23 protein-coding genes, 1 tRNA gene and 1 pseudogene are annotated in these 23,405 nt (G+C 74.5%); 13 read left to right on the top strand and 12 right to left on the bottom strand.

Features of this window, described 5'->3' with window-relative positions:
• Positions 1-149: 149 nt before the first annotated feature.
• Positions 150-776 (bottom strand): hypothetical protein, encoded by a 627-nt coding sequence (locus tag O7603_RS27420; protein ID WP_281576830.1) that lies wholly within the window; start codon positions 774-776, stop codon positions 150-152.
• A 290-nt stretch (positions 777-1,066) separates the two neighbouring features.
• On the opposite strand from O7603_RS27420, the gene O7603_RS27415 reads away from it, so the two are divergent.
• Positions 1,067-1,468, top strand: a complete 402-nt coding sequence (locus tag O7603_RS27415) for a rhodanese-like domain-containing protein (protein WP_281576829.1) — start codon at positions 1,067-1,069, stop codon at positions 1,466-1,468.
• Positions 1,469-1,601: 133 nt separating this feature from the next.
• Here O7603_RS27415 and O7603_RS27410 read toward each other — a convergent pair whose 3' ends face one another.
• The 3 genes from O7603_RS27410 to O7603_RS27400 form a co-directional block, all read right to left on the bottom strand.
• A complete protein-coding gene (locus O7603_RS27410; protein ID WP_281572623.1) occupies positions 1,602-3,143 on the bottom strand; it encodes a cobyric acid synthase in 1,542 nt (513 codons plus the stop codon).
• On the bottom strand, positions 3,140-4,153 hold the full coding sequence (locus tag O7603_RS27405) for a cobalamin biosynthesis protein (protein WP_281572622.1): 1,014 nt from the start codon (positions 4,151-4,153) through the stop codon (positions 3,140-3,142). The genes O7603_RS27410 and O7603_RS27405 overlap by 4 nt, the downstream gene beginning before the upstream one ends.
• Positions 4,154-4,290: 137 nt before the next feature.
• A complete protein-coding gene (locus O7603_RS27400; RefSeq protein ID WP_281572621.1) occupies positions 4,291-5,178 on the bottom strand; it encodes a single-stranded DNA-binding protein in 888 nt (295 codons plus the stop codon).
• Between the two features lie 288 nt (positions 5,179-5,466).
• Between O7603_RS27400 and O7603_RS27395 the strand changes: the two genes are divergently transcribed.
• Both O7603_RS27395 and O7603_RS27390 read left to right on the top strand, forming a co-directional pair.
• Complete coding sequence (locus O7603_RS27395) at positions 5,467-5,880, top strand: HPF/RaiA family ribosome-associated protein (RefSeq protein ID WP_281572620.1); 414 nt, start codon at positions 5,467-5,469, stop codon at positions 5,878-5,880.
• Positions 5,881-5,986: 106 nt separating this feature from the next.
• Positions 5,987-7,075: an alpha/beta hydrolase gene (locus O7603_RS27390; protein WP_281572619.1), complete on the top strand. Its 1,089-nt coding sequence runs from the start codon at positions 5,987-5,989 to the stop codon at positions 7,073-7,075.
• 261 nt (positions 7,076-7,336) lie between these two features.
• Here O7603_RS27390 and O7603_RS27385 read toward each other — a convergent pair whose 3' ends face one another.
• Complete coding sequence (locus tag O7603_RS27385) at positions 7,337-8,041, bottom strand: hypothetical protein (RefSeq protein WP_281572618.1); 705 nt, start codon at positions 8,039-8,041, stop codon at positions 7,337-7,339.
• A 203-nt stretch (positions 8,042-8,244) separates the two neighbouring features.
• On the opposite strand from O7603_RS27385, the gene O7603_RS27380 reads away from it, so the two are divergent.
• From O7603_RS27380 to O7603_RS27370, 3 genes and pseudogenes are all read left to right on the top strand, one after another.
• A tRNA-Arg gene (locus O7603_RS27380) sits at positions 8,245-8,320 on the top strand.
• Positions 8,321-8,432: 112 nt separating this feature from the next.
• Positions 8,433-8,783: pseudogene (locus tag O7603_RS27375) on the top strand (hypothetical protein); the annotation flags it as partial.
• Between the two features lie 113 nt (positions 8,784-8,896).
• A complete protein-coding gene (locus O7603_RS27370; RefSeq protein ID WP_281572617.1) occupies positions 8,897-9,463 on the top strand; it encodes a hypothetical protein in 567 nt (188 codons plus the stop codon).
• Between the two features lie 102 nt (positions 9,464-9,565).
• Here O7603_RS27370 and O7603_RS27365 read toward each other — a convergent pair whose 3' ends face one another.
• Complete coding sequence (locus O7603_RS27365; RefSeq protein WP_281572616.1) at positions 9,566-10,303, bottom strand: class I SAM-dependent methyltransferase; 738 nt, start codon at positions 10,301-10,303, stop codon at positions 9,566-9,568.
• A 135-nt stretch (positions 10,304-10,438) separates the two neighbouring features.
• On the opposite strand from O7603_RS27365, the gene O7603_RS27360 reads away from it, so the two are divergent.
• Both O7603_RS27360 and O7603_RS27355 read left to right on the top strand, forming a co-directional pair.
• Entirely contained in the window at positions 10,439-10,984 is a 546-nt protein-coding gene (locus tag O7603_RS27360; RefSeq protein WP_281572615.1) for a peroxidase-related enzyme, read from the top strand.
• A 225-nt stretch (positions 10,985-11,209) separates the two neighbouring features.
• Complete coding sequence (locus O7603_RS27355; RefSeq protein ID WP_281572614.1) at positions 11,210-12,103, top strand: septum formation family protein; 894 nt, start codon at positions 11,210-11,212, stop codon at positions 12,101-12,103.
• Between the two features lie 90 nt (positions 12,104-12,193).
• On the opposite strand, the gene O7603_RS27350 is transcribed toward O7603_RS27355, so the two are convergent.
• On the bottom strand, positions 12,194-13,180 hold the full coding sequence (locus O7603_RS27350; protein WP_281572613.1) for a hypothetical protein: 987 nt from the start codon (positions 13,178-13,180) through the stop codon (positions 12,194-12,196).
• 329 nt (positions 13,181-13,509) lie between these two features.
• On the opposite strand from O7603_RS27350, the gene O7603_RS27345 reads away from it, so the two are divergent.
• The 4 genes from O7603_RS27345 (at position 13,510) to O7603_RS27330 (ending at position 17,446) form a co-directional block, all read left to right on the top strand.
• The gene (locus O7603_RS27345; RefSeq protein WP_281572612.1) at positions 13,510-14,688 is read left to right on the top strand and encodes an ATP-binding protein; all 1,179 of its coding nucleotides are present in this window, start codon (positions 13,510-13,512) and stop codon (positions 14,686-14,688) included.
• Between the two features lie 85 nt (positions 14,689-14,773).
• Positions 14,774-15,958 carry a hypothetical protein gene (locus O7603_RS27340; protein ID WP_281572611.1) on the top strand — a complete coding sequence of 395 codons (1,185 nt, stop codon included), beginning with the start codon at positions 14,774-14,776 and terminating at the stop codon, positions 15,956-15,958.
• Positions 15,931-16,644: a response regulator transcription factor gene (locus tag O7603_RS27335; protein WP_281572610.1), complete on the top strand. Its 714-nt coding sequence runs from the start codon at positions 15,931-15,933 to the stop codon at positions 16,642-16,644. The genes O7603_RS27340 and O7603_RS27335 overlap by 28 nt, the downstream gene beginning before the upstream one ends.
• A gap of 73 nt (positions 16,645-16,717) precedes the next feature.
• Positions 16,718-17,446 (top strand): hypothetical protein, encoded by a 729-nt coding sequence (locus tag O7603_RS27330; RefSeq protein WP_281572609.1) that lies wholly within the window; start codon positions 16,718-16,720, stop codon positions 17,444-17,446.
• Here the strand turns inward: O7603_RS27330 and O7603_RS27325 are convergent.
• From O7603_RS27325 to O7603_RS27315, 3 genes are all read right to left on the bottom strand, one after another.
• Positions 17,331-18,308, bottom strand: a complete 978-nt coding sequence (locus O7603_RS27325) for a DJ-1/PfpI family protein (protein ID WP_281572608.1) — start codon at positions 18,306-18,308, stop codon at positions 17,331-17,333. The two genes, O7603_RS27330 and O7603_RS27325, sit on opposite strands and share 116 nt — an antisense overlap.
• A 4-nt stretch (positions 18,309-18,312) precedes the next feature.
• Positions 18,313-18,921 carry an isochorismatase family protein gene (locus O7603_RS27320; RefSeq protein ID WP_281572607.1) on the bottom strand — a complete coding sequence of 203 codons (609 nt, stop codon included), beginning with the start codon at positions 18,919-18,921 and terminating at the stop codon, positions 18,313-18,315.
• 141 nt (positions 18,922-19,062) lie between these two features.
• On the bottom strand, positions 19,063-19,800 hold the full coding sequence (locus O7603_RS27315; protein ID WP_281572606.1) for a lysophospholipid acyltransferase family protein: 738 nt from the start codon (positions 19,798-19,800) through the stop codon (positions 19,063-19,065).
• A gap of 202 nt (positions 19,801-20,002) precedes the next feature.
• Here O7603_RS27315 and O7603_RS27310 point away from each other — a divergent pair, with 202 nt between their 5' ends.
• Complete coding sequence (locus tag O7603_RS27310) at positions 20,003-20,650, top strand: alpha/beta hydrolase (protein WP_281572605.1); 648 nt, start codon at positions 20,003-20,005, stop codon at positions 20,648-20,650.
• Positions 20,651-20,745: 95 nt separating this feature from the next.
• Here the strand turns inward: O7603_RS27310 and O7603_RS27305 are convergent, their stop codons facing one another.
• Together O7603_RS27305 and O7603_RS27300 are read right to left on the bottom strand one after the other, a co-directional pair.
• Positions 20,746-22,803, bottom strand: coding sequence for a glycogen debranching N-terminal domain-containing protein (locus O7603_RS27305; protein WP_281572604.1), 2,058 nt, complete (start codon positions 22,801-22,803; stop codon positions 20,746-20,748).
• On the bottom strand, positions 22,803-23,174 hold the full coding sequence (locus tag O7603_RS27300) for an SCP2 sterol-binding domain-containing protein (RefSeq protein WP_281572603.1): 372 nt from the start codon (positions 23,172-23,174) through the stop codon (positions 22,803-22,805). Before O7603_RS27300 ends, O7603_RS27305 begins: the two co-directional genes overlap by 1 nt.
• Positions 23,175-23,405: the final 231 nt, after the last annotated feature.

Genomic DNA, 23,405 nt, shown 5'->3' with positions numbered 1-23,405 from the left:
CCCGGTCAGCGGACGGCCCGGTCAGCGGACGGCCCGGTCGACGGACGGCCCGGTCAGCGGACGGCCCGGTCGACGGACGGCCCGGTCGACGGACGGCCCGGTCGACGGACGGCCCGGTCGACGGACGGCCCGGTCGACGGACGGCCCGGTCAGCGGATGCGCACGTAGTAGCGGGTGCGGTCGTGCGGCAGTCCCGGCGCGCCGTCGACCACCAGGTCGGCGCGCTCCGCCGTACCGTCGGCGGCGAAGTGCGCGGACTCCCCCGCGTGCCAGCGGCGCAGGTCCGGCAGGATCTCCGGACCGTCCCGGGCGACCGCGCGGGCCAGCCGCAGCGGCGCCGGCGCGGTGACGAAGACGGCGAGGCTCAACTCTGGCCGGGCCGCCGCGCGGGCCGCACTCACCCCCTCGACGACGAGCACCGGGCCGACCGGCACCGGCACCACCCCGGGCAGGAAGCACCGCCGCACCCAGCTGTACCGGTGATACGCCCCGGGCCGGCCCGCGCGCAGCGGCGCCAGCACCGACTCCTCCAGCCGCGACCAGAAGGTGAGTTGGTCGTCCCAGCCGTCGAGCAGGTCGTCGGTGTGCACCACCGGCGGCCGTACGCCGCCGGGCAGCGCGGCGAGGGCGTCCGCGAGGTGGGTCGCGAACCGGCTCTTGCCCGCGCCGCTCGGCCCGTCCACCGCCACCAGTCGGGTACGCCCCAACCGCGCTGGGCCGGCCAACACCCGCCGGGCCAGATCGGCGTACGGCTCGACGACCGCGACCGGGATCATCCCCACCGGACGGCCGGATCCCCGGACCACCGCAACCCCACCGGGCGCACGGATCCGGACCGGCGCACGGGTCGGGATCCGGTGATCGTCAGCACCGCGCCAGTATGCCGCGACGGTGCGGCTTCTCCCGCCGGGCGGCGGCGGGAGGTCGCCGGACCCGTTCGGGGTACGCGGGACGGCGGTCACCGATCACGTCCGGGGGAATCGTGTCGCCCGGCGGCGTCCACGTACCCGTTCACCCGGCGGGCCGCCCGGGCGGTGGGCATGATCGGGAGGTGCTCCGTGACGTGATGAGCCCCGGCGTCGAGGCCCTGCTGGAACAGGCCCGCGCCGGGCTGCACCGGTTGACTCCGCACGAGACCGCCGAGGCGGTACGCGGCGGCGCGTTGCTGGTCGACACCCGGACCGAGCGACAGCGCCGGGAGCAGGGTGAGCTGCCCGGTGCGATCGTCATCGACCGGACGGTGCTGGAGTGGCGGCTCGACCCGGCCAGTGCCTGGCGCATCCCGGAGGCCACCGGGTACGACCGGGAGATCGTGCTGGCGTGCCGGCACGGCTACAGCTCCAGCCTCGCCGCGGCCAGCCTGCAGGCGCTGGGCCTGCGCCGGGCGACCGACATGATCGGCGGCGTCCAGGGCTGGATCGCCGCCGGCCTCCCCCTCTCCGAACACCCCGCCGACGTCCGCCCCTGACCCACCCCCAACCCACCCCGCCGCCCCCGCCCCACTCCGGTCGATCATGCAGTTGTGGTGCCTCGTTCGTCCACAATGGCGTCCTTTGTCACCCACCACAACTGCATGATCGACGCGCCGGTGGGGTGGGGTGTCACGGTGTGGGGGCGCCGGGAGGGATGAACGGGAGGGTGGGGGGTGCGCCTTCCTCGATGAGGCGCCAGAGCGCATCCGTGTCCAGGTGCTCCTCGATCAGGTCGCCGAGCAGGTCGAGCGAGCGTTCGCGGGCGGCCGCGAAGCCGGTTGCCGGCGCGACCGTGAAGCCGGGCCGGCCGGCCAGCCGAGCCGCCTCGGTGAGGAAGCGCCGCCGGAACTCGTCGGACTCGAACGCGCCGTGCCAGTGCGTACCGTGCACCGCGCCGACCACCGCACCCTCGCCGGTGCCGTCCTCGCAGGTCAGCAGCGGGGTGAGCGCGGGGTCGGCGGAGGAGACGTACCCGTGGTGGATCTCGTAGCCGCGGACCGGCACGTCGCCACCGAGGCTGCCCACCGACTGCCGGACCGTCTTGCGCGGGTCGAAGGTGATCTCGATGGGCAGCAGGCCCAGGCCGGGAACGCTGCCCTGCCGGCTCTCCACGGAGTCGTGGATCGCGCGGGCGAGCATCTGGAACCCGCCGCAGATGCCGAGCAGCGGCTTCCCGGAGGCGGCGTGGGCGAGGACCGCGTCGGCCAGGCCGGTCTCCCGCAGCCAGGCGAGATCGGCCACGGTCGACTTCGATCCGGGGAGCACCACGAGGTCGGCGGCGGCCAGTTCGGCCGGCTCCACGGTGAGCCGTACCCGGACACCGGGCTCGGTGGCGAGCGCCTCGACGTCGGTGGCGTTGCTGATCCGGGGCAGCCGGACCACGGCCACGGCCAGCCACTCGGTGCCGTACGGGGCGGCAGGGCGGCCGAGCACCCGCCCGTAGGCGAGCGAGTCCTCGGCGTCGAGCCAGAGGTCCAGTTCCCAGGGCAGCACCCCGTACGTGGGCCGGCTGGTGACCCGGTGCAGCATGTCCAGCCCGGGCCGCAACAGACCGAGGTCGCCCCGGAACTTGTTGATCACGAAGCCGGCGATCAGCGCCTGGTCGGCCGCGTCGAGCAACGCGACCGTGCCGAACATCGACGCGAAGACGCCGCCGCGGTCGATGTCGCCCACCACGATGGTGGGCAGGCCGGCGTGCCGGGCCAGGCCCATGTTCACGTAGTCGCCGGCCCGCAGGTTGATCTCGGCGGGGCTGCCGGCGCCCTCGCAGATCACGACGTCGTACGCGGCCCGCAGTTCGGCCAGCGCCGCGTACGCGGTCTGGGCCAGTCGCGGCCGCAGCTCGCGGAAGTTCCCGGCGGTTACCGTGTCGACCGCCTCGCCGAGCAGCACCACCTGACTGGCCAGGTCACTGCCCGGCTTGAGCAGGACGGGGTTGAAGCGCAGGTCGGGGGCGAGCCCGCAGGCGGCTGCCTGCATCGCCTGCGCCCGGCCGATCTCGCCGCCGCGCCCGTCCGGCCCGACCACGACCGCCGAGTTGTTGGACATGTTCTGCGCCTTGTACGGCGCCACCTTCACGCCCTGCCGGTGCAGCCACCGGCAGATGCCGGCGGTGAGCACGCTCTTGCCGGCGTCGGACGTGGTGCCGGCGACCAGCAGCCCGCCGCTCACCGTCGCCGCCTCCGACCGAGCGGGCCCAGCCCCCGGAGGCCGCGCCGACCGGCGGCGGACACCAGGCGGCCGGCGGTCAGCGGGTAGGCCGCCGCCACGGCGAGGGCCGCCAACCCGACCGCCCCGGAGATGCGGGCCGCCCGCCGGAGGTGCCGCGCCTGCGGCCGGGGGCCGTCTCCGAGGAACGGCCGCACCTCCGACCGCCCGAAGTAGACGTTGCGCCCACCCAGCCGCACGCCGAGCGCCCCGGCCATCGCCGCCTCGCACTGGCCGGCGTTCGGGCTCGGGTGGTCGTTGCGGTCACGACGCCACACCCGCCACGCCCGCTCCCGGTTGCCGTTACCGACCGGAGCCAGCGCGACGGTGAGCACTCCGGTCAGCCGGGCCGGCACGAGGTTGAGCAAGTCGTCGAGGCGGGCGGCCGGGGTGCCGAACCGGGCGTACCGCGGGGAGCGGTGCCCGATCATCGCGTCGAGGGTGTTCGCCGCGCGGTAGCCGAGCAGGCCGGGCAGGCCCGCGACGGCACCCCAGAGCAGCGGGGCGACGACCGCGTCGGACGTGTTCTCGGCGACCGACTCGACGGTGGCCCGGGCCAGCTCCGGCTCGTCCAGCGTCGACGGATCCCGCCCACAGAGGTGGCCGAGCCGCTGCCGCGCGGCCGGCAGGTCGCCGTCACGCAGCGACCGGCCCAGCACCTCGGCCTCGTGGCGCAGGGTGCGGCCCCCCAGCACCGTCCAGGTGCCGGCCGCGACCAGCGCCGCCCGGGCGAGCGGCCGGCGCCGGGTGGCCACCGTGGCGGCCGCGCCGAGCAGCACCGGCACGCCGACGGCCAGCGCGGTGAAGGCGACGCCGGCGCGCTGCTCCGGCCGGTAGACCCGTCGCTCCAGGGCACCGGCCGCGCGGCCGAACCCGGCCACCGGGTGCCAGCGGCGCGGATCGCCGAGCAGCCTGTCCAGGGCGTACCCCGCCACAAGTCCCGCCGCGTTCGCCACCGGCGCCGACTGCCGCACGCGCACCACCTCCGGCCGGCCAGCCTAGACGAGCCGGCCCGCGGACCGGCCCGGCCGCGGCCCGGAGCCGGCCGGCACGGGGTGACGTCGGCGTCGCCGCCGCCACCCCGCCCCCGTCGGGCCGGCCGTGCGTGGGCTCACGCCGGCTGGGGCACCCGCCCCCGACCCCGCCTACCGCGGCCGGCCGGCGCCCCGGGTCCCGGCACCGGGTCCAGCTCGCCGTCACCCTCGGGCTCGCCGGGCAGCGGCGCCACTTCGTCGCCGCCCGCCGGTTCGCCGGCCTCGTCCGGGCCCTCGTCGTCGGCGCCCGCTCGCGCGGACGAGCCCTCGTCGCCGACCGCTCGCGCGAAGGAGTCCTCCTCGCCGACCGCCCGCGCGAACGGGTCCTCGTCGTCACCGCTCGCCGCCCCGAACGGGGCCTCGTCGTGGCTGCCCGCGCCGGCGAACGGGTCCACCGGACCCGCGGCCCCGACGAACGGGGCGGCCGAGGGCACGGCGCGGCCGGCCCGGGGGCCGCTGAAGTCGGGCAGGTCGAAGTCGTCGTCGAGCGAGCGGCGGTCGGGCAGCGCGGGGGCCTGCCCGTCGGGCACCGGTTCGGTCTGCTCGCCGTGGACCCGGCTCTCGGCCTCGGCGTCCTCGACGGCGCTGGTCGCCATGCTCGGCCGGTTGCGCAGGAACCGGGCCCGGCCGCGGGACAGGTCGTGGCCGACGGCCACCGCCTCCAGCTCGTAGAGCGTGCGGTGGTTGCCCGCGTCGTCGGTCCAGTCGCGGGTGTAGAGGCGGCCGCAGACCACCACCGGGTCACCGACCATCACCGAGGCGGCCACCCCCTCGGCGAGCTTCCGCCAGCAGTTCACACGGACCCGCAGGCTGTTGCCGTCGACCCAGCGACCGCTGTCCCGGTCGAGCCGCCGGGCCGTCGAGGCGACCTTGAAGTTGGCCACCAGGGTGTTGCTCTGGGTGGTGCGTCGCCACTCGGGCGCCGTCAGAATATTTCCGACAATCGTGACGTACGTGTCGAACATCTTCCCTCCAGGGGTTGGGGCCTGCATCGCGAGTCGACTCGTGCCGAGCCTGGCCCGCCCCGGCCCGCCGGGACCACCACCGCCGGTCGGTCTGTGGACGACGCGGCCACCGTGGACAACGCCCTGATCAAGCTCACATCTGCTAGGCGCGCGGCACCGGTTCCGGAGCCGGCCGGGCTGGGTATGGATTTGATCAACCGCACCGCCGACCATCACGTCGAACGAGGGGGCAGCGCCCATGATCACGACTACCACCGGCCCGACCCGCGTCCCTGGCCAGGTGCGGCGATGAGCGCCGTGACGAACCCGGCGACCGTGGCGGAGTGCCTGCGCGTCGGGGCCGGCTTCTCGCAGGGCGACCGCAACTGGATCGTGGACCAGTTCGCCCCGCTGGACGCACGGCTGGCCGCGTTCCACGCCGACGCCACCGAACTGGAGGTGTCGGTCAAGGACCGGGACGCGCGCGGGCAGAAGGTCACCCTGGAGTGCTGGATCGCCGGCCGGCAGAAGATCGTCACCACCTCGGCCGAGGAGGACCTGCGGGCCGCGCTCAACGACGCCCGCGACGACCTGCGGCGGCGACTGAACGACGCGAAAACCCGGCAGGAGCCGCGGCACAACAAGCACGTACGCGAGATCGGCCAGCCGGGCGGCCAGGCCGCGCCGGCCGACCAGGAGCGCGCGGACGCCGAGACCGCCTGACCCGTACGCCCGTGGCCCCCGCCGGCAGGTGCGGCCGGGTGGGGGTCGCGGCGTCGGCGGCGCTCGGGGCTACCGCCCGGTAGCTTGCCGGCGTACCGTCGCGTTCGTGGAACCGGACGTGCTGGGGCCGCCCTACGAGCGGCACACGATCGACCTGGGCACCGACGACGAGGGGCCGGTGGTCGCCACGCTGGTCCGGCGGCGCGCCGACCGGCCCACCCGCCGGGCCGTGCTCTACGTCCACGGCTTCGTGGACTACTTCTTCCAGACGCATCTGGCCGACTCCTTCGCCGAGCGGGGCTGGGACTTCTACGCGCTCGACCTGCGCAAGTACGGCCGCAGCCTGCTCCCCCACCAGACCCCGAACTTCTGCCGCGACCTGGCCGACTACTTTCCCGAGCTGGACGCCGCGGCCGAGATCATCCGCGCCGACGACGGGCACGACACCGTACTCGCGATGGGCCACTCCACCGGCGGCCTGATCATCTCGTTGTGGGCGCACGCCCGACGCGACGCCGGGATCGTCGACGGCATCTTCCTCAACAGCCCGTTCTTCGACATCAACGCCCCCTGGGCGGTACGGCGACCCCTCGCGGCCGCCGTCTCCCGGCTGGGCCGCCGGGCGCCGCACCGCGTCCTCCCGTTCGGCCTGGGCACGGTGTACGGCGAGAGCATCCACGCCGACCACCGCGGCGAGTGGAGCTACGACCTGACCTGGAAGCCGCTCGCCGGGTTCCCCGTCCGGGCCGGCTGGCTTGGCGCGATCCGCACCGCCCAGCGGCAGCTGCGCGCCGGGCTGGAGATCCCGGTGCCGGTGCTGCTGGCCTGCTCCACCCGGTCGTTCAAGGGCCGGAGCTGGCACGAGTCCGCCGGGCTGGCCGACGCCGTCCTGGACGTCGAGCACATGGTCCGGTACGCGCCCCGCCTCGGCCGGCACGTGACCCTGGCCCGCTTCGACGGGGGCATGCACGACCTCACGCTCTCCGGCCCCGCCGTACGGGAGAAGGTCTTCACCGAGGTCGGCCGCTGGGCCGAGGCGTTCCTCGGCGCCGGGCCGACGGCCCCGGCGGACGGCAGCGACACGACGGTCGCGGCGGGCGGCAGCGGCCCGGACGACGCGGACCCGGCGGCGGTCCCGACCAGCCGGCGCGCCGCGGACGCCGACCCGGCCGGTGCGACCCCGACCGGCAGCTGATCCGGTGGGCGCGTGAGCTCGTGCGGCGTCGGCGCCACACGAGCGCCGGCCTGATGCCCGACCAGACGGATCGCCGCGTGCGTCGGACCACGCCTCTCGCGCCCTCCAGGGTCATCCGGATGGGCACGATGACTCTGCGGCATATTTATGACTCTGCGTCATAACGCCTATCCAGGTCCCACCCGCCGAACCGCCGCCGGAACGAGTGGCACCCGAGGAGCGCGCAGGCCCTCCGGTCGGCCGGGTGCCGAACGGGCCGGATCAGTCCGTGCCCGCCCCGGCCGGGGGAAGGGCCGCCCGGATCTCGTCGAAGGTCGCCACCTGGTGTCCGCCGTCCGTGCCGGGCAGCACCAGGCCCAGGCAGTGCAGGGTCAGCGCCCCGTCCGCGTCCGCCTGCACGCCGAACACCGGCGCGCCGACGTACCCGGCCGGCAACGTCGTGGTGATCCGGACCTCGTCGTCCGCGCGGACAACGCGTTCGATCGCCACCTCCAGCGGCCGCGACCCGTCCTCCCGCACCCCGTGGGCGAGCACGAAGGCGGAACCCGGCGTGGCGTCGATCCGCCCGATCACGTCCCCGTCGGCCGCGATGACATCGGCCACCGGCTGGGTCCGCCACGCCCAGCCGCCGTCGCGCGCCTGCCGGTGCAGGCCGGTGGTGGGCAGGATCGCCACGCCGCTTCCCGGCTGGCAGACCCACCCCGTCGCGCCCCCGGCGACCGCCACCGAGTCCGGGGCGACGCCGGCCGGCTCGGTGACGCTCCCCCGCAGCCCGAGCTCACCGAGCGTCGCGCCGGTCAGCGCGTCGGCGGTCAGCAGGTACTCCCCGCTCCCGGTCCGGAAGAAGAAGGCGGTGCCGGCGCCGTCGCGGTCGTCCTCGCCACGGGAGTACGGGAGGATCGCGCGACCGACGATCTGGCAGAGCTCGTAGGCGACGTCGTTCTCGGCGTCCGGGTCAAGCAGCACGTCGCCGAGGGTACGCGGCGCGACCCCCCGGCCCGCGCGATCCAGCACCCGGTCATGACGAGTCCGGCAGGACGGGCTGGCTGCGGAAACCTGTCGCCGGGTGCCGGCGCAGCGTGCGAACCTGATCGGCAGCACGGCCCGACACCCGTTGCCTCGATCAGCGGGCGGGCGGGCGGTACCCTCTTGGCGCGACACCACGCCACGCGCCCGTAGCTCAGCGGATAGAGCAGGGGACTTCTAATCCCAAGGCCGCAGGTTCGAATCCTGCCGGGCGCACCACCGTCGCCGCAGGTCGACGGGTTTGTCGATGCCCAGCCCAGCGGAGCAGTGACGCCAGCGCCCGTGCGCGGCGGGGGCTGGTGACAGCCAGAGAGGCGGCGACAGGTCCAGCGCGCAGTTGTACGACACCATCGGAGCCACGTACACCGTGACGCGGCGCACCGAGCCGCGGATCGCCGCACGGGTCTGGGCCGCGCTCGGCGACACGCGGACGGTGTTGAATGTCGGAGCCGGTACCGGCTCCTACGAGCCATCCATCACTGGCGGACCCGATCGCGGGCCTGCGCGAGATGCGGCGCGTCGCTCGTCGCGTGGTGGTGTTCACGCACGACAGCAGTGACACCGCATGGCTGCGTCGGTTCTGGCTTACTCGCGACTCGCCTCGGGTCGGTGGGCGGAACGCAACCGCGACCTCGTTGATCTCGACGCGGCAGAGCTTGGCCTTCGCCTGCTCATCGCCTGAAAACCCTCTCCGGTCGTGTCGCAGAACCCGACGTGGGGTACGCGAAAGCGGCTCCCTGCCGATATCGTCTGCTGTCACACCGTCCACTGCCGACACAGAGGGGTGCCGGGACAATGTCCGACGAGGTCCTGTTCTTCTCCGGTGCCGTCCTCGTGCTGTTGACGGGTGCGGCACTGCTGGGCGGGTCGCTGGCCGGCCGGGTGCGTCTGGCACCCGTACCCCTGCTTGCCGTCCTCGCGGCGGCGGCCGTGCTGTTGACGGTGCTCACCGGGCCGCTCGGTGGCCGGTCGGCCGCGGTCGGGCTGGCCGTCCTGCTGTGGGGCGTCCTGTTGCTGGCCACCGTCCTCGTAGCGCAGCGGCTGCGCCCGGCGCTGGCCGTCGCGGTCGCCGTGCTGGGCGGAGTCGCCGCGACCCAGGCCGCGATGGTGGCGTTCGTGGTCGCCAGGTTCAGCGCGACCGAAGCCCCGCGGGAGTACGCGCTGCTGTGGCTGCCCGCCGCCATGACGGGTGGGGTGACGGATCTGGGCGAGCCGGGCAGCGGGGTCGAGACGCCGTTGTGGGTGCGGATGTCGGAGGACGCCGGCCTGCTGCCGTTCCTGGTCCTCCTGTTGTCGGGATTCGCGGTCGCCCTCGTGATCCGGCGGCGTGCGCTCGCCCGCCGGGCCGACGCGCCGGCCTGATCGGCACGTCGCCCCTGGCCGGCCACGTCGGTCGACAGCCGGCTGCTGACCCGGTAGCCGGGCCGCGCAGTCGGACAGCCCGGCTACCACGATCAGCCGCCGCTACTTCTCCAGGCGGTAGACGGACACGTGGGACCGGCAGTCGGCCGTGAACTCGGTCCCCGTCCAGTCCGCGTGCCGGGACTCCAGCGCGAACCCGCCCAACTGGGCCATCAGGTCCAGCTCGGCGGGCCAGATGTAGCGGTGCGGGCTGCGGGTCAGCCGCGCCTGCTTCGTGTCGTCGAACCGGACGTGGTGCGACACCACCTGCTGCCGCAGGACGTCGTACGTGTCGAGGCCGATGTAGCCGGGCTCGGACCGCCAGACCACCGCCTCCGAACCGGGTGGGAGCTTGCGCAGCTCGGGCACCCAGAGTTCGATCACGAAGCGGCCGCCCGGCGCGAGGTGCCGCGCCGCGTTGCGGAAGCACTCGACCTGCTCGGCCTGGGTGAGCAGGTTGGAGATCGTGTTGTAGACCAGGTACACGAGGGTGTACTCGCCCGGGGCGGTGGCGGTCGCCATGTCGCCGACGACCACCGGGATCGCGGCCTCGTCCACCTTCTCCCGCAAGCGCTCGATCATCGGACCGGACAGCTCGATGCCGGTGACGGGCACCCCGCGTTCGGCGAGCGGGACAGCCACCCGCCCGGTGCCGATGGCGAACTCCAGCGCCCGTCCGTCGCCCGCCAGCTCGGCGAGGCGGTCCACGGTCGGCCCCAGGACCTCGGGCGCGAACATGCCGGCGTCGGGTGTGTCGTAGCGCTGGGCGGCGTCGACGTCCCAGATCTCCTCCTGCTGCATGCCGCCAACGATCACCGTCGACGGCCGCCGCCGTCCATCGATTTACGGTCGCCCCACGGAGGGAGGCGCGGACGGCAGCGCTGTGGCAGGGTGCGAGGCACCCTTCCGCGCGAGACCTGACCGGAGTGTGACGACATGGCGCACATCGACCTCGGCGTCGACGAGCAACGGTTTCCCGGCATCACCGGCCTGATGCGGTTCCGGCCCGAGACGGCCGGGCCACTGAACCAACTGGCCGAGGTCCTCCTGCGCACCGAGCCTCACCCGTTGAGCCGGGGTGAGCGCGAGCTGATCGCCGCCTACGTCTCCGGCCTGAACGAGTGCGCCTACTGCCGCTCGTCCCACTCGGCCTTCGCCGCCGCGCAGTTGGACGACGGGATGCCGCTGGTCGACCAGGTTCGGGCGGACCCGGACCGGGCGCCGATCTCCGGAAAGCTCCGCGCCCTGCTGCGCATCGCCGCCGCCGTGCAGCAGGACGGCCGGAAGGTCACCGCCGACCTGGTCGAGGCCGCGCGCGACGCGGGCGCGACCGACGTAGAGATCCACGACACCGTTCTGATCGCCGCCGCCTTCTGCATGTTCAACCGGTACGTCGACGGCCTGGGCGCCGTCGCCCCGACCGCTCCTGAGGCGTACGCGGCCGCGGCGCGCCGGATCGTGAGCCACGGCTACGCCGGCTGAGCGATCCCGGCGCGATCGGCGGTCGGACCGCGGCGCCAACCGAGAGCGGTGTGGGTGCGGCACCGGCGAGCGTGACGGATGGGGCGCCATCCGCGAGCGTGTCGGACTGCGGCGCCGGCGAGCGAGGCGGGTGCGGCGCCGGCGGTAGCGAGGCGGGTGCGGCGGGCAGTCGCACCCGTGTCCTATGCTGCGCCCGTTGTCACGGGGGACCCACGGGAGGGTGACATGCGACGCCGATGGCGCGCGGCGATCGGGGCTGCGCTGACGACGTTGGTGCTGGCGGGTTGCGGCGCCCCGGGAGCGGGCGACGGCGACCTGACCGACGACTGGCGGCCGGCCACGCAGGCGCGGCAGTTCGCCCCGCAGGCCGGCGAGTGTCACGTCGTCGCCGAGCCGACCAGCTATCTGACCAGCTACCAGCCGGTCGACTGCGCAAGCTCGCACCTGGTCGAGACGTTCCACATCGGCACGTTCACCGGCGACGTGGCCCGGCGCCCGATCCCACCCCGGGTGGGGTCGGCGGCGCTGCGCCCGGCCTTCGCCGAGTGCGACGCCCGGGCCAGGGAGTTCGTCGGCGGCGACTGGCGCGCCGCCCGGCTCTCGGTGCAGGTGTCGCCGACCTCGCCGGTCGGCTGGCAGGGTGGCAGCCGGTGGTTCCGCTGCGACATCTTCGAGCTGAACTCGGTGAGCGGCGCCAACGGCGAGGACGACGCGGCGGTCACCCATGTCGGCAGCCTGCGGAACGCGGTGCGGAGCGGGTCGCCGGTGCTCCTCGGCTGCATGAACGAGGACAACTGGGGCCGTCTGCTCAGCACGCCCTGCGCCACCCCGCACCAGTTCGAGTACGCCGGCGTCTGGACCGCTTCCGATGTGCCGTACGAACAGGCGCAGCGCGACGAGGACGGCATCCACGCCCGCTGCCGCACGGTCATCGCGCACTACGCGAAGCTGCCGGTCGACGGGAGGCTCCGCTACCGCACCGGCACCACCTACCGGTTCCCCTCCGGCGAGGCGTGGGCGCGCGGCGACCGGGGGGTGCGGTGTTACTTCTGGTCCGGGGGCCGGCCGATGACCCGGTCCGTCGCCGGCGGCGGACCGGCGGTGCTGCCGGTCAACTGAGCAGCCGGGGAGCGTGGGGTCGGCTCGACCGAGCAGGCCAGGGAGCGTGGGGTCGGCTCAACCGAGCAGGCCAGGGAGCGTGAGGTCGGCTCAACCGAGCAGGCCAGGGAGCGTGGGGTCGGCCTGGCCGAGCGACGGCGGGCCGCCGGGCGGCGTGACCAGCACCCGCCGGCAGCCGTCGAGCTCCACGTACACCTCGGGCCCGGTGCCGTCCACCGGACGGAGCAGCGCGAAACGACCGGCCGGCGTGGCGCACGCGGCCACCGGCCCGGTCGTCGCCAGCGCGCGGGTCACGGCGGCCGTCCGGTCCGGCGGCAGCACCCGGCCGTACGCGAACTCACCCGCCGGCTTCCCGCTCCCCCGCTCGGCCGCGGGGACGTCGTAGACGCAGAGCCGCAGGGCGGTCCCGGCCGCGATCGACGGCGCGGCGCTCACCGGAGCCGTCGTCTCCCCGAAACCCGCCTGCACGGCGACCATGTCCGCCCACCGCTGGACACAGCCGGCGGCGGCCGCCTCCGCCGACTCGATCTCTCGAATGGGGCGCGTCGCGACGGTGGTCATCCGCAGACCGTCGAGTGCCTCGCCGACCTCCGTGCGGGGCTTGCCGCACGGGCCCACCGGGATCCCGGGCCGCACCCACCGGCCCTGCTGGTCGAGCAGCGCGAGCCACGGCGGGATGACCATGTCGAGGGTGCAGGGACCGGCCGCCCGTCGCTCGTCGGGCAGCCGGAGCGCGGCGACCAGGGCGCCCACGTCGTCCGCCCGGCGCTCGGTCGCCACCATCTCCTGCCCGCCGTCGGGACGCCGCTGTACCTGCTGCCCGCACAGCACGGCGGCGACCGGAGTGAACGAGTCGTCGAGCAGGGGCAGGCTCGTCGCGTCGGAGCCGCCCGGCGGCAGCAGGCCGGCCGCGGGTGCCTCGTCCGCACAGGAGGTCCACCGGTCGACCACCCGCGGCGGTTGGTCGCCGCGGAAGCGCTCCTCCGCCGGCCCTCCGGCGAGGCATCCGGCGAGCACGACGGCGAGGACGCCGATCCCCGCCGCGGTCACCGGCACGGTCGATGCTGTTCCCGCCATGTCGATGGGACGGGCGGGACACGGGCCCGGTTCCGACGGGAGGGCAACCTGCGGCCCGTCCCGCGACCGACCCGCCGACGCGACCAGCGCGCGGGCGGCCTCGAACGCGGGACGCCGGCGGGGGACGTCGAGGGCGGGCGGTCGACGTGCGGTAACCAGCCGGTTGCGGCAGACGGACGGCTGACCTGCGTCGATGGGGCATCTGTTCACCTGTCGGCAATACGTCGCACACAGTGTGTGATCGCCCACTGGATACCATGTTATTCTCCTTTGTCGATCTATGCCCGCAGGGACCCGGACGGGTCGTTGTCGGAAGGACGCTTCTCCCGATGCCGGCCGTTCCTGTTCGGACCGCGCCGTCCGCCGTGCTGGACAGCCCGGCCGGCGGCGCGCTCAGCCTCGTCTTCACCACCCTGCCGGCCCTCCTCCGGCTGACCTGCGGGCTGTTCGGCGCGGTGGTGGCGCTCTCGGTACGTACGGCGCCGGTGCAGGTGGCGCTGCTGCTCCCGGCCGTGGCGGTGCTGACCGCCTGGTCGCTCTCGTACGCCACGCGCGCCCTGCGCGGCGGCGTCACGCCGGCGCTGGTGGCCGGCGACGTGGCGATCACCACGGCGGCGTGCCTGCTCATTCCCCGGCTGGTGGCGCCCGAGGTGCTGCCCGGCGAGGGGAGCTGGATCGCGGTGCTGGCCAGCACCACCGTGATCAACACGCAGGCCACCGCTCCGGCGCGCTGGTCGATCCCGGCCGGTCTGCTGGTCACCGCCGGCTACGCGACCGGCGCGCACGCGGCCGGCAACCCGCGCGAGGCCAGCGCGCACGCCGCGACCCTGCTGGTGCAGACCGCCTGCACGGCGATGATGACCGGAGTGATGCGCCACCGGATCGGGCGCGCCGACAGGGCCTTCGCCGCGCACCAGCGGCTGTCCCGGGAGGCGTTGGTGGCCCGCACCGCCCGGGAATCGGAGCGGCGGCAGAACCGCGACCTGCACGACACCGTCCTCGGCACCCTGACCATGGTCGGGCAGGGGGCGGTCTCCGGCCCGTCCGCGGCGCTGCGCCGACGGTGCGCTGCGGACCTGCGTACCCTCACCGCCCTGGCCGACGCCCGCGCGCTGCCCGGCGACGGCCCGGTGTCCCTGGACGACCGGCTGCGGACGGTCCGCGAGCGGCTGCCCGACCTGCCGGTGACCGTCGACCTGGCACCTTGCGCGCTGCCCGCCGCGGTGGTGGACGCGGTCGCGGAGAGCGTCTACGCGGCGCTGTCCAACGTGGTCCGCCACGCGCCCGGGGCGACGGCGGCGCTGCGGCTGCGCCGGGACGCCGGCGGCGTCGCGGTCGAGGTGGTCGACGACGGTCCCGGCTTCGACCCGGCCGCCGTTCCCCCGCACCGGTACGGGCTGCGCGAGTCCGTCCGCGGCCGGATGGTCGCCGTCGGCGGCAGCGCCCGGGTCGAGTCGGCGCCCGGCACGGGCACCCGCATCCGGCTGGAGTGGCCCGGTGTCGGCTGAGCTGAACGCCGCCCTTCCCACGCCGACCTACGGCACGGCCGTGGCACCCGGCGCAACCACGCCGGCAGGTGGGACGACAGGCGGCATGGCGGTGCCACCGGGCCGGCCCAGAGCCCGTACCCCGGACGAGTCCCCCGCGGCCGGGGTGCGCCAGGCGGTGGCCGCCGTGGCACGCGCCTCGGACCGCGGCGCCCGGTTCGTGTCGGTCGTCATCGCGCTGGCCTGGCACACCGCCATCGCGCTGCCGGCGGCGCTGGCCGCCTGGTCGGAGCTGGCGGCGCCGGCGGTGGTGCTCGCCGGCTGGGCGGTCGTGGCCGTGGCCGGCGTGCTGGCCGGGGTCCGGCTGCTGCACGGTGTGCCGCTGCCGGCGTGGCGGCTGGCCGGCCTGCTGCTGGCGGTCGACGCGACGGTTTTCGCCGCCGCGGGCGAGCGGCAACTGTTCACCACGGCGAACTGGGTGTGGGGCACGCTCGGCTGGTTCTTCGTGCTGGCGCTCTGGGGCCGCCGGGTGGTGGGGCTGCTCGCCCTGCTGGTCGCGCACTCGCTGATCGCGCTGGTCGCGGTCGTCGGATACGGCGCGACCACCTCCGCCGACCTGGCCCGTTTCGCGATGTACGTCTACGGCACGGCGTCGCTGCCGGTGGCCGTGTTCGTCGGCGGCGCGGCGATCGCCGCCCTGGCCCGGGAGCGGGCCGCCACCGCCGCGGCGACCCACGCGATGGCCGCCGAACGGGACGCGGCCGAGCGGGCCCGGCAGGACCGGCGCGCCCGGCTGGCCCTGGTCAGTGGCACCGCCGAGACGGTGCTCGCGGAGTTGGCCGACGGGCGCGCCGATCCGACCGACCCGGCCGTGCAGCGCCGCGCGGTCCTGGCCGCCGCCCGCCTGCGCCGGTTGATGGCCGAGTCCGACGACGTGCCCGACCCGCTGCTGCACGAGTTGCGCGCCGCGGCCGACCTGGCCGAGCGGAACGGGCTGCCGATCGACCTGGTGACCGTCGGCACGCCGCCGCCGTTGCCGGTGCCGATCCGCCGGCGGCTCGCCGACCCGCTCGCCGCGCTTCTGGCCGACGCGCGCGGCTGGGCCCGCCTCACCGTGGTGTCCGGCCCGGACGAGGTGGTGGTCAGCCTCGTGACGCCGGACCGGGACGGCCCGGACGCGACCGGTCCGCCGGCCGGCCAAGGGGACGGCGCCGGGGACGACGGTCGGGTGCAGTGGGTGTACGAGCGGGACGGGGAGATCAGATGGGCGCAGACCCGGTGGCGGAGATGAGCGACGAGCGGCCGGTCGGGGTGGCCATCGTGGACGACCACCCGGTGGTGGTCGACGGCGTACGCGCCTGGCTCGCCACCGAACCCCGCCTCACCGTGCTGGCCACCGGGGACGACCCGGACGAGGTGCTGCGGGCCGCGCCGGACGCCGACGTCGTCCTGCTCGACCTGCGGCTGCACGGCCGGATGGCGCTGGACAAGTTGGCCGAACTCAGCGCGGCCGGCCGCCGGGTGGTCGTCTACTCCGAGCACACCGACCCGGAGACGATGCTCGCCTCCCTCGACGCGGGCGCGGTGGCCTTCCTCGCCAAGCACGAGGGACGGGAGCACTGCGTGGCCACCGTGCTCGCGGCGGCGAGCGATCGGCCGTACGTGCCGCCGGCGCTGGCCGGTGCGATGGTCGGCGACCCGCGACCGGACCGGCCGGTCCTCTCCGACAAGGAGCGCGAGGCGCTGCTGCTCTGGTTCCAGTCGATGTCGAAGGCGTCGGTGGCTCGTCGGATGCGGATCAGCGAACACACGGTCAAGCAGTACGTCGACCGGGCGCGGATCAAGTACACCCGAGCGGGGCGGCCGGCCGCCACGAAGGCGGCGCTGCTCGCCCGCGCGATCGAGGACGGCCTCGTCCGGCCGGAGGAGATCGGCATCTACCGGTCACAGGCGAGGTACGACCGGCCGACCCCCTAACGGGTGTCATGACACCTGGACTGCGGATAAGCCACTCTCGACGGCGAGGTCAGCTGCTCGGGAGGTCGTGACGATGCACGGTGACGCGTCCCCCTTCTTCATCGGTCCGCACCGCTTCGACGCGCCGGACGATGAGGTGGGACCGGTGCTCGACCGTCGGTACCAACTGGTGCCGGCGGGCGACGAGCGGGTGCTCTGGCGGCACCGGCTGCTGGTGGCGGGTCACCTGCTCGGCCCGACCGAGACCCGCCGGGCGTGGACGCTGCCGGGGCCGGTCTCGGTGACCGTCACCGACCAGCGGATCGTCTGGGTGGGCGAGGGGTCGCAGCTGGCCGTCGTGGCCGGTGGGCGGGCCGAGGCCGCACGCCACCGTCCGCCGGTCCGGCACCCCGGCCTCGTCAGCGGTCAGATCCGCTGGCAGTGGCCCTCCCGGCTGGAGCTGCTGCCGGCCGAGGCGGGCCGGCCGGCCCAGCTGATGATTGTTTGCGACGCGCTGCGGACCATCCAGCAGCCGGCGCTCGCCCTGGGCGGCCCCGGCGACCAGGTCGTCGAGCTGGCCCGGCAGGTGTGCCGCACGGTGGCCGCGTTCCGGCTGACCCGCCCGCAACTGGTGGATCTGTCCCCGCAGGAGCGGGACGTGCTGGCGCTGCGGTCCACCGTCGCGTTGATCGCCGACGACGCGAGGATCACCCTGCCCGGTTCGCTGCCGGTGGAGTTCCGGTCGCGCGACGACTACTACCGGCGTGCGGTGGCACCCGACCTGCCCGGGCGCGCAGGCGACGCAGCATCCGGGCATCGGTGAAGCCGACGCTCCGCGCGGCCGCCTCCACGGTGGCGCCGTGCCCGATCAGGTGTTCGGCCCGCTCGACGCGGAACAGTTGCTGGTAGCCGAGTGGGGTGAGGCCGGTGGCCTGGCGGAACAGCCGGTTCAGGGTCCGTTCGGCGACGCCGCCGGCGGCGGCCAGCTGCGCCAGGGGCAGCGACTCGTCGTACCGGCTGTCGATCAGGTCCTGCACGTGGTGCACCGCGTCCGACAGGTGCGAGCGATGCCGCATCATCGCGCTGGCCTGCTGCTCGTGGCCGTTGCGCCGGGCGTACACCACCATCGTGCGGGCGATCCGCGCGGCGGCGGCCGGGCCGTGCCGGGTGGCCACCAGGTGCAGCGCGACGTCGATGCCGCTGGCGATGCCGGCCGAGGTCACCACCCGGTCGTCGACCACGTAGAGCACGTCCCGGACCACCCGGGCGGCCGGGTGCCGCCGGGCCAGGTCGTCCTGCACCTCGTGGTGGGTGGTGCAGCGCCGCCCGTCCAGCAGCCCGGCCCGGCCGAGCGCGTACGCGCCGGCGCAGACGCTGGCCACGGTGCCGCCGGCCGCGTGGTGGGCGGCGAGCCGCCGCAGGTCGTCGGCCCCGACCGGCCCCTGCGGCCGGTGCGCGCGGGGCCGCCAGCCGGGCACCACGACCAGGTCGTCGGGGCCCAGCTCGGGCCAGTCGGTGTCGGCGACCAGCGGTACGCCCTGCACGGTGGGCACCTGTTCCCGCTCGGCCACGTAGTGCAGCCGGTAGTCGTGGCCGAGGTCGGCGGCGGCGGAGAAGACCTGGGCCGGCCCGGCGAGGTCCAGCAGGTGCAGCTGCGGGACCAGCAGGAAGACGACCCGGGTCATCGAGTCAGCTCCGGGCGCCGGCGCGGGACGCGCCGGTCACCTCGTCCACCGTGCGTACGGTGGCGAACCCGCCGGCCAGGGCGTACTCGGTGCGGGCGATGATCTCCTCGTTCGACAGGGTGCGCGGGTCGGCGAGGATCTCCGCCAGCGTCGCGGTCTCCGGCAGGTCCCGGTGCGGGATCGGGAAGGTCGTCGTCGCGTCGGTCACGAAGGTCACCCGGTAGCCGAGGTCGCTGCCCACCCGGGCGGTGGTCTCGACGCACTGCTCGGTGCGGATGCCGCAGACCGTGAGGTCGCCGACGCCGGCGAGGGTGAGCACCTGCTGGAGGTTGGTGGTGGTGAAGGCGTTGTGCGCGGTCTTCACCAAGGTGGGCTCACCGTCGGCCGGCGTCAGGCCGTCGATCAGCCGGACGTGCCCGCTGGCCGGGTCGAACACCCCGCCGGTGCCGGGCTCGGCGTGCAGGACCCAGACCACCAGGTCGCCGCGTTCCCGGGCGGCGGCCACCAGCCTGTCGACCTGCCGGACGATGTCGGGGTTCGAGCCGTACGCCCAGATCGGGCGCTGGCGGAAGGACTCCTGGACGTCGATCACGACGAGTGCTGCTCTGCTCATGAGAGGGATCCTGGCGGGACGGAGGCCGGGAGGGCAGACACCATCCTGCCCGGATGCGGAACGATCCGGCCATCGCCCGGCCCGGCCAGGCGCGCCCCGGCGGCCAGGCGTGCCTCGACCGGGTAGGCGTACGTGGTCCGGTCAGGCGTGCCCGGCCCGGTCCAGCCCGGCCGCCTCCTCCGGTGTGGGCGCGGTGCCGCCGAGGTGGGCGGGCAGCCACCAGCGGTCGTCCGGCCCGCCGGGCTGTTCGGGATACGCCCGCTGGGCCCGATCGACCAGCGCGGTGAGCCGCTCCCTGAGCGCGACCGTCATCGCGGTGGCGTCCGGCCAGCCGGCCGGGTCCATCGGCTCGCCGACGAGGATCGTGATCGGCGTGTGCCGGCGGGTCAGGGTGCGCGGGCGTCCCTTCGTCCAGAGCCGCTGGGTGCCCCAGAGCGCGACCGGGAGCACCGGCGCACCGGCCTCGCAGGCCATCCGGGTGGCGCCGCTCTTGAGGTCCTTCACGGTGAACGACCGGCTGATCGTGGCCTCGGGGAAGACACCGACCACCTCGCCCCGGCGCAGCGCGCCGACCGCCGTCGCGTACGAGTCGGCGCCGGCCTGCCGGTCGACCGGGATGTGCCGCATTCCGCGCATGAGCGGGCCGGACACCTTGTGCGAGAAGACCGACTGCTTGGCCATGAACCGGACCAGCCGGCGGGATTCGTTCGCGCCGAGGCCGCAGAAGATGAAGTCCAGGTAGCTGACGTGGTTGCTGGCCAACACCGCCCCGCCGGTCCGCGGGACGTGGTGGGCGCCCTCGATGCTGATCTTCAGATCGAGGACCCGGAACATCGTCTTGGCGAAGGCGATCACGGGCGGGTACACGAGTTCCGGCATCCGCAGAATCTACCCTCCCCGGCTGGGATCAACCTGGGAGCGGATCGACGGATCGGTCGACCAGGAAACGTCCTCGACGGTCAGATCCCCGCACCCCGCTCCGCCAGCGGTGCGGCCGAGCAGCTGACGGCGAATGTCAAGATTTTCTGCCGACGGCGGAGCGGTGTGGCGGTTCCCGGCGGGCCGCAGGAGCATGGCGGGTATGAACGAACGGGGTGTACTGCTCTGGATCCACGGCGGCGGCTGGCGGGCCCAGGCGACCGAGGACGGCGCGGCGCTGGCCGGGCACGGGCTGCGGGTGGTGCCGGCGCGCTACCGGTTCGCGCACGAGGCGCGCTGGCCGGCGCAGCTCGACGATGTACGCGCCGCGGCCCGCCGGGCCCGTGCGGAGTCGGGCGGGCTGCCGCTGCTCGTCGCCGGCGACTCGGCCGGCGGCATGCTCGCCCTGCACCTCGGGTTACGCGGGGTCGACCGCCCGGACGACGTGGCCGGCGTGCTGGCGTACTGGCCACCGGTCGACCCGCTCGAGCCGGACTGGAAGCGGCTGCGCGACGGCGACGACCCGTGGGCGGACCTGATCGGGCAGCCACCCGCCGCCGGCGATCCGACGACCACCGACGCCACGGTCACGACGCACGTCGGCAACCGGGTCCCGGTGCTGCTGGTGCAGGGCACCGAGGACCGGTCGGTGCCGGCGAGCCAGACCGCCGGGCTGACCGCCGCGCTGCTCGCGGCCGGGCACCCCGTACACAGCTGGCTGACCCACGGCGGGCACGCGCTGCCCCTGGACCGCCCGGACCTGTGGGCGGTGGCGGCCGCCTTCCTCGACACCGTCCTGCCGCCCGGCTGAGGCGACGCTCCGGCCCGGCCCGGCGCGCACGTCGCGTACCCGCTCGACCGCCTCCGGCCCGGCGCGCCACCGCCGTGGGCGGTGGCGCGCCGTCGTCAGTCGGCCAGCTTGTGCAGGTCGAGCCGCCCCCGGGCGAAGGCGTCCACCCGACCCCACCGGCCCGGGATGTCCAGCACCTCGATCCGGCCCATGCCGACCGGCAGCCGCGGCTCGACCGAGAGGTGTCCCTCGTGCGGTTCCAGCCCCAGCATGGTGCGCAGCAACAACAGCGGCGTGCCCGTCGACCACGCCTGCGGGCTGCACGCCGTCGGGTACTCGACCGGGAACTTCGTCAGCTCCCGCGGGTAGCCACCGAAGGCCTCGGGCAGCCGCCCGTCGAAGTACGTGGCCGCGTCGAGGATGCCGCTGGCGATGATGGCGGCCTCCTCCGCGAAGCCGTACCGGCGCAGACCCCAGGCGATGAAGGAGTTGTCGAACGGCCAAATCGTGCCGTTGTGGTAGCCGATCGGGTTGTAGCGGACCTCGCCCTCGGCCAGCGTCCGCACCCCCCACCCGGTGAAGAGCCGGGGGCCGACCAGGTGATGGGCGATCTTCTCGGCCCGCTCGTGGTCCACGATGCCGCTCCACAGCAGGTGGCCGATGTTGGAGCTGAGCACGTCGCACTGGCGACCGTCCGGGTCGAGCCCCAGGGCGAAGTACTCGCCGTCCTCGACCCACCAGTCCCGGTTGAACCGCTGCTTCAGCTCCGCGGCCTCCCGCTCCAACTTGTCGGCGTACGCCGGGTCGTTCCAGAACTCCCGCGCAAGACGGGCGGCCCGCGTCTTCGCGTCGTACGCGTACCCCTGCACCTCACAGGTGGCCCGCGGGAACGGTGGCAGCCGCCCGTCGGAGTAGGAGATGGAGTCCCAGGAGTCCTTCCAGCACTGGTTCTCCAGGCCGGTGTCGGTGTTCCGCCGCTCGTACCAGATGTAGCCGTTGCCGACGAGGTCCGCGTAGTCGTCGATCCACTTCAGGGCGGCCCGCGACTCCTGCTCCAACTCCTTGACGAGCGCGACGTCGCCGGTCCACTTCTCGTACTCGTCCAGCAGCACCACGAAGAGCGGAGTGGCGTCGACCGAGCCGTAGTACGGCGAGTGCGGCTGCTCCTCGAACGCCGCCGTCTCGCCGTAACGCATCTCGTGCAGGATCCGGCCCGGATCCTCGTCCCGGAAGTCGTCGAACCGGGTGCCCTGAAGGGAACCCAGGATCCGCAGCGTGGTCTTCGACAGCTCCGGCGTGAACGGCAGCGTCTGCAGGCAGGTCAGGATGCTGTCCCGGCCGAACATGGTCATGAACCAGGGCAGGCCGGCGGCGGGCAGCGTCGCGCCGCCGAGCGAGAGCGGCGAGAAGCGCAGCGCAGCCAGGTCGATGAGGCTGCGCCGGTAGGTCGACGCGACGCGGCCGTGCTGGCTGTTCACCTTGGGCGCGTCGGCGATCCACTTCTCCAGGTCGTGCTGGAGCGCGAGCCGCTCGGTGCCGTGCGAACGCAGCCCGATCCGCAGGTCCCGGCCGCCCGGCCCGAGAGCCATGGTCCGCACGTCGATCCGGGTCTCCCACTGCTCGTTGGGCTCCAGATGGACGGTGTACGTGAAGCCTTCGCGGTCGTATCGGGCCGGCGCGGACGAGGAGATGACCGTCTCGCGGGTGTAGTTGCCCCGCCGGTAGCCCAGCCGGAGCTTGTCGGGCTCGACGGTCGTGTATATCTCGCCCTTCTTGTTCAGGATCTCGTCCTTCACCTGGAACAGGTCGGCGAAGTCGGACGCCGCCGCCATCCGGATCTCGAGGTCGACCGGCTCCTCGTCGTGGTTGAGGATGGTGACCTGCTCCCAGAAGCTGCCGCCAACCGCCCGCTCCCGGATGATGGACAACTTCGCGTCGATGTAGTGCGTCGCCATCCCCGGCACGAGAAAGAACCGCGCCTCGTAGTACTGAAGGTCGTCGTAGGAGAGCGCGTTCAGCCGCTCCCCGTTCACCGTCAGGATCCACTTCGACAGGAAGCGGGTGTCGATGGAGAAGAGGCCGCTCGGTTCGCTCGGTGTCGCCTCGATGTCGCCGGTGTCCTCGGACACCACGAAGGTGTTGCCGTCCAGGATCCGGACGGTGTTCTTCGCCATCACCGCACCTCCTGCTGAAGCCGCCGGCGGGGCCCGGTGGAGTCCGGGTCACCGGGGAACACCCGATCCACCTGCACCACCAACCGCAGGTCGCCTGTCACGGTCATGTCGCCGCGCAGCAGCGCCGCGAGGCCGTGCTCGCGGCCGGTCACGATCTCCTCGAAGAGCGCCGGGCTGGTCCCGATCACCGTGTCCGCTTCCCGGCCCTCCTGGCTCACCGCCACTCGTCCCCGGTCGATCCGCAGCAGCCAGTGGCTGGTGCGGGGCCCCTCGTGCAGGTCGACCCGGAGGGTGCCGGCGGCCTTGGCAAGCCGCGGCTCGTACCCCTTCCGGTCGAGCTCCTCGAAGAACCTCGTGGTCGCGTCCATCATCGGGTCCTCCCCTCCCGGTCAGTCGCGCACGCTTTCCGGCCGGGCCCTGGATCGGCGTGCTCCGGGCGGCCGTGTCGACGTCGGAGAAGGGGTCCCCGCCCGGCACGCGGTCAACCTCGCCCGGATCGGGTGAGCGGCGGCACCCCGACCGCGGCTCCCCTTCCGGGTCCCGCGCCGCGGCGCGGCGGCCCGGCGACGCGGCGGCCCGGCGGCCCGGCGGCCGGCGGCGCG

This window comes from Micromonospora sp. WMMD812 (assembly GCF_027497215.1).
Taxonomy (GTDB): Bacteria; Actinomycetota; Actinomycetes; order Mycobacteriales; family Micromonosporaceae; genus Micromonospora.
Note: the sequence above shows the minus strand (reverse complement) of the source record. Positions and strands in the feature narration are given on the sequence as shown.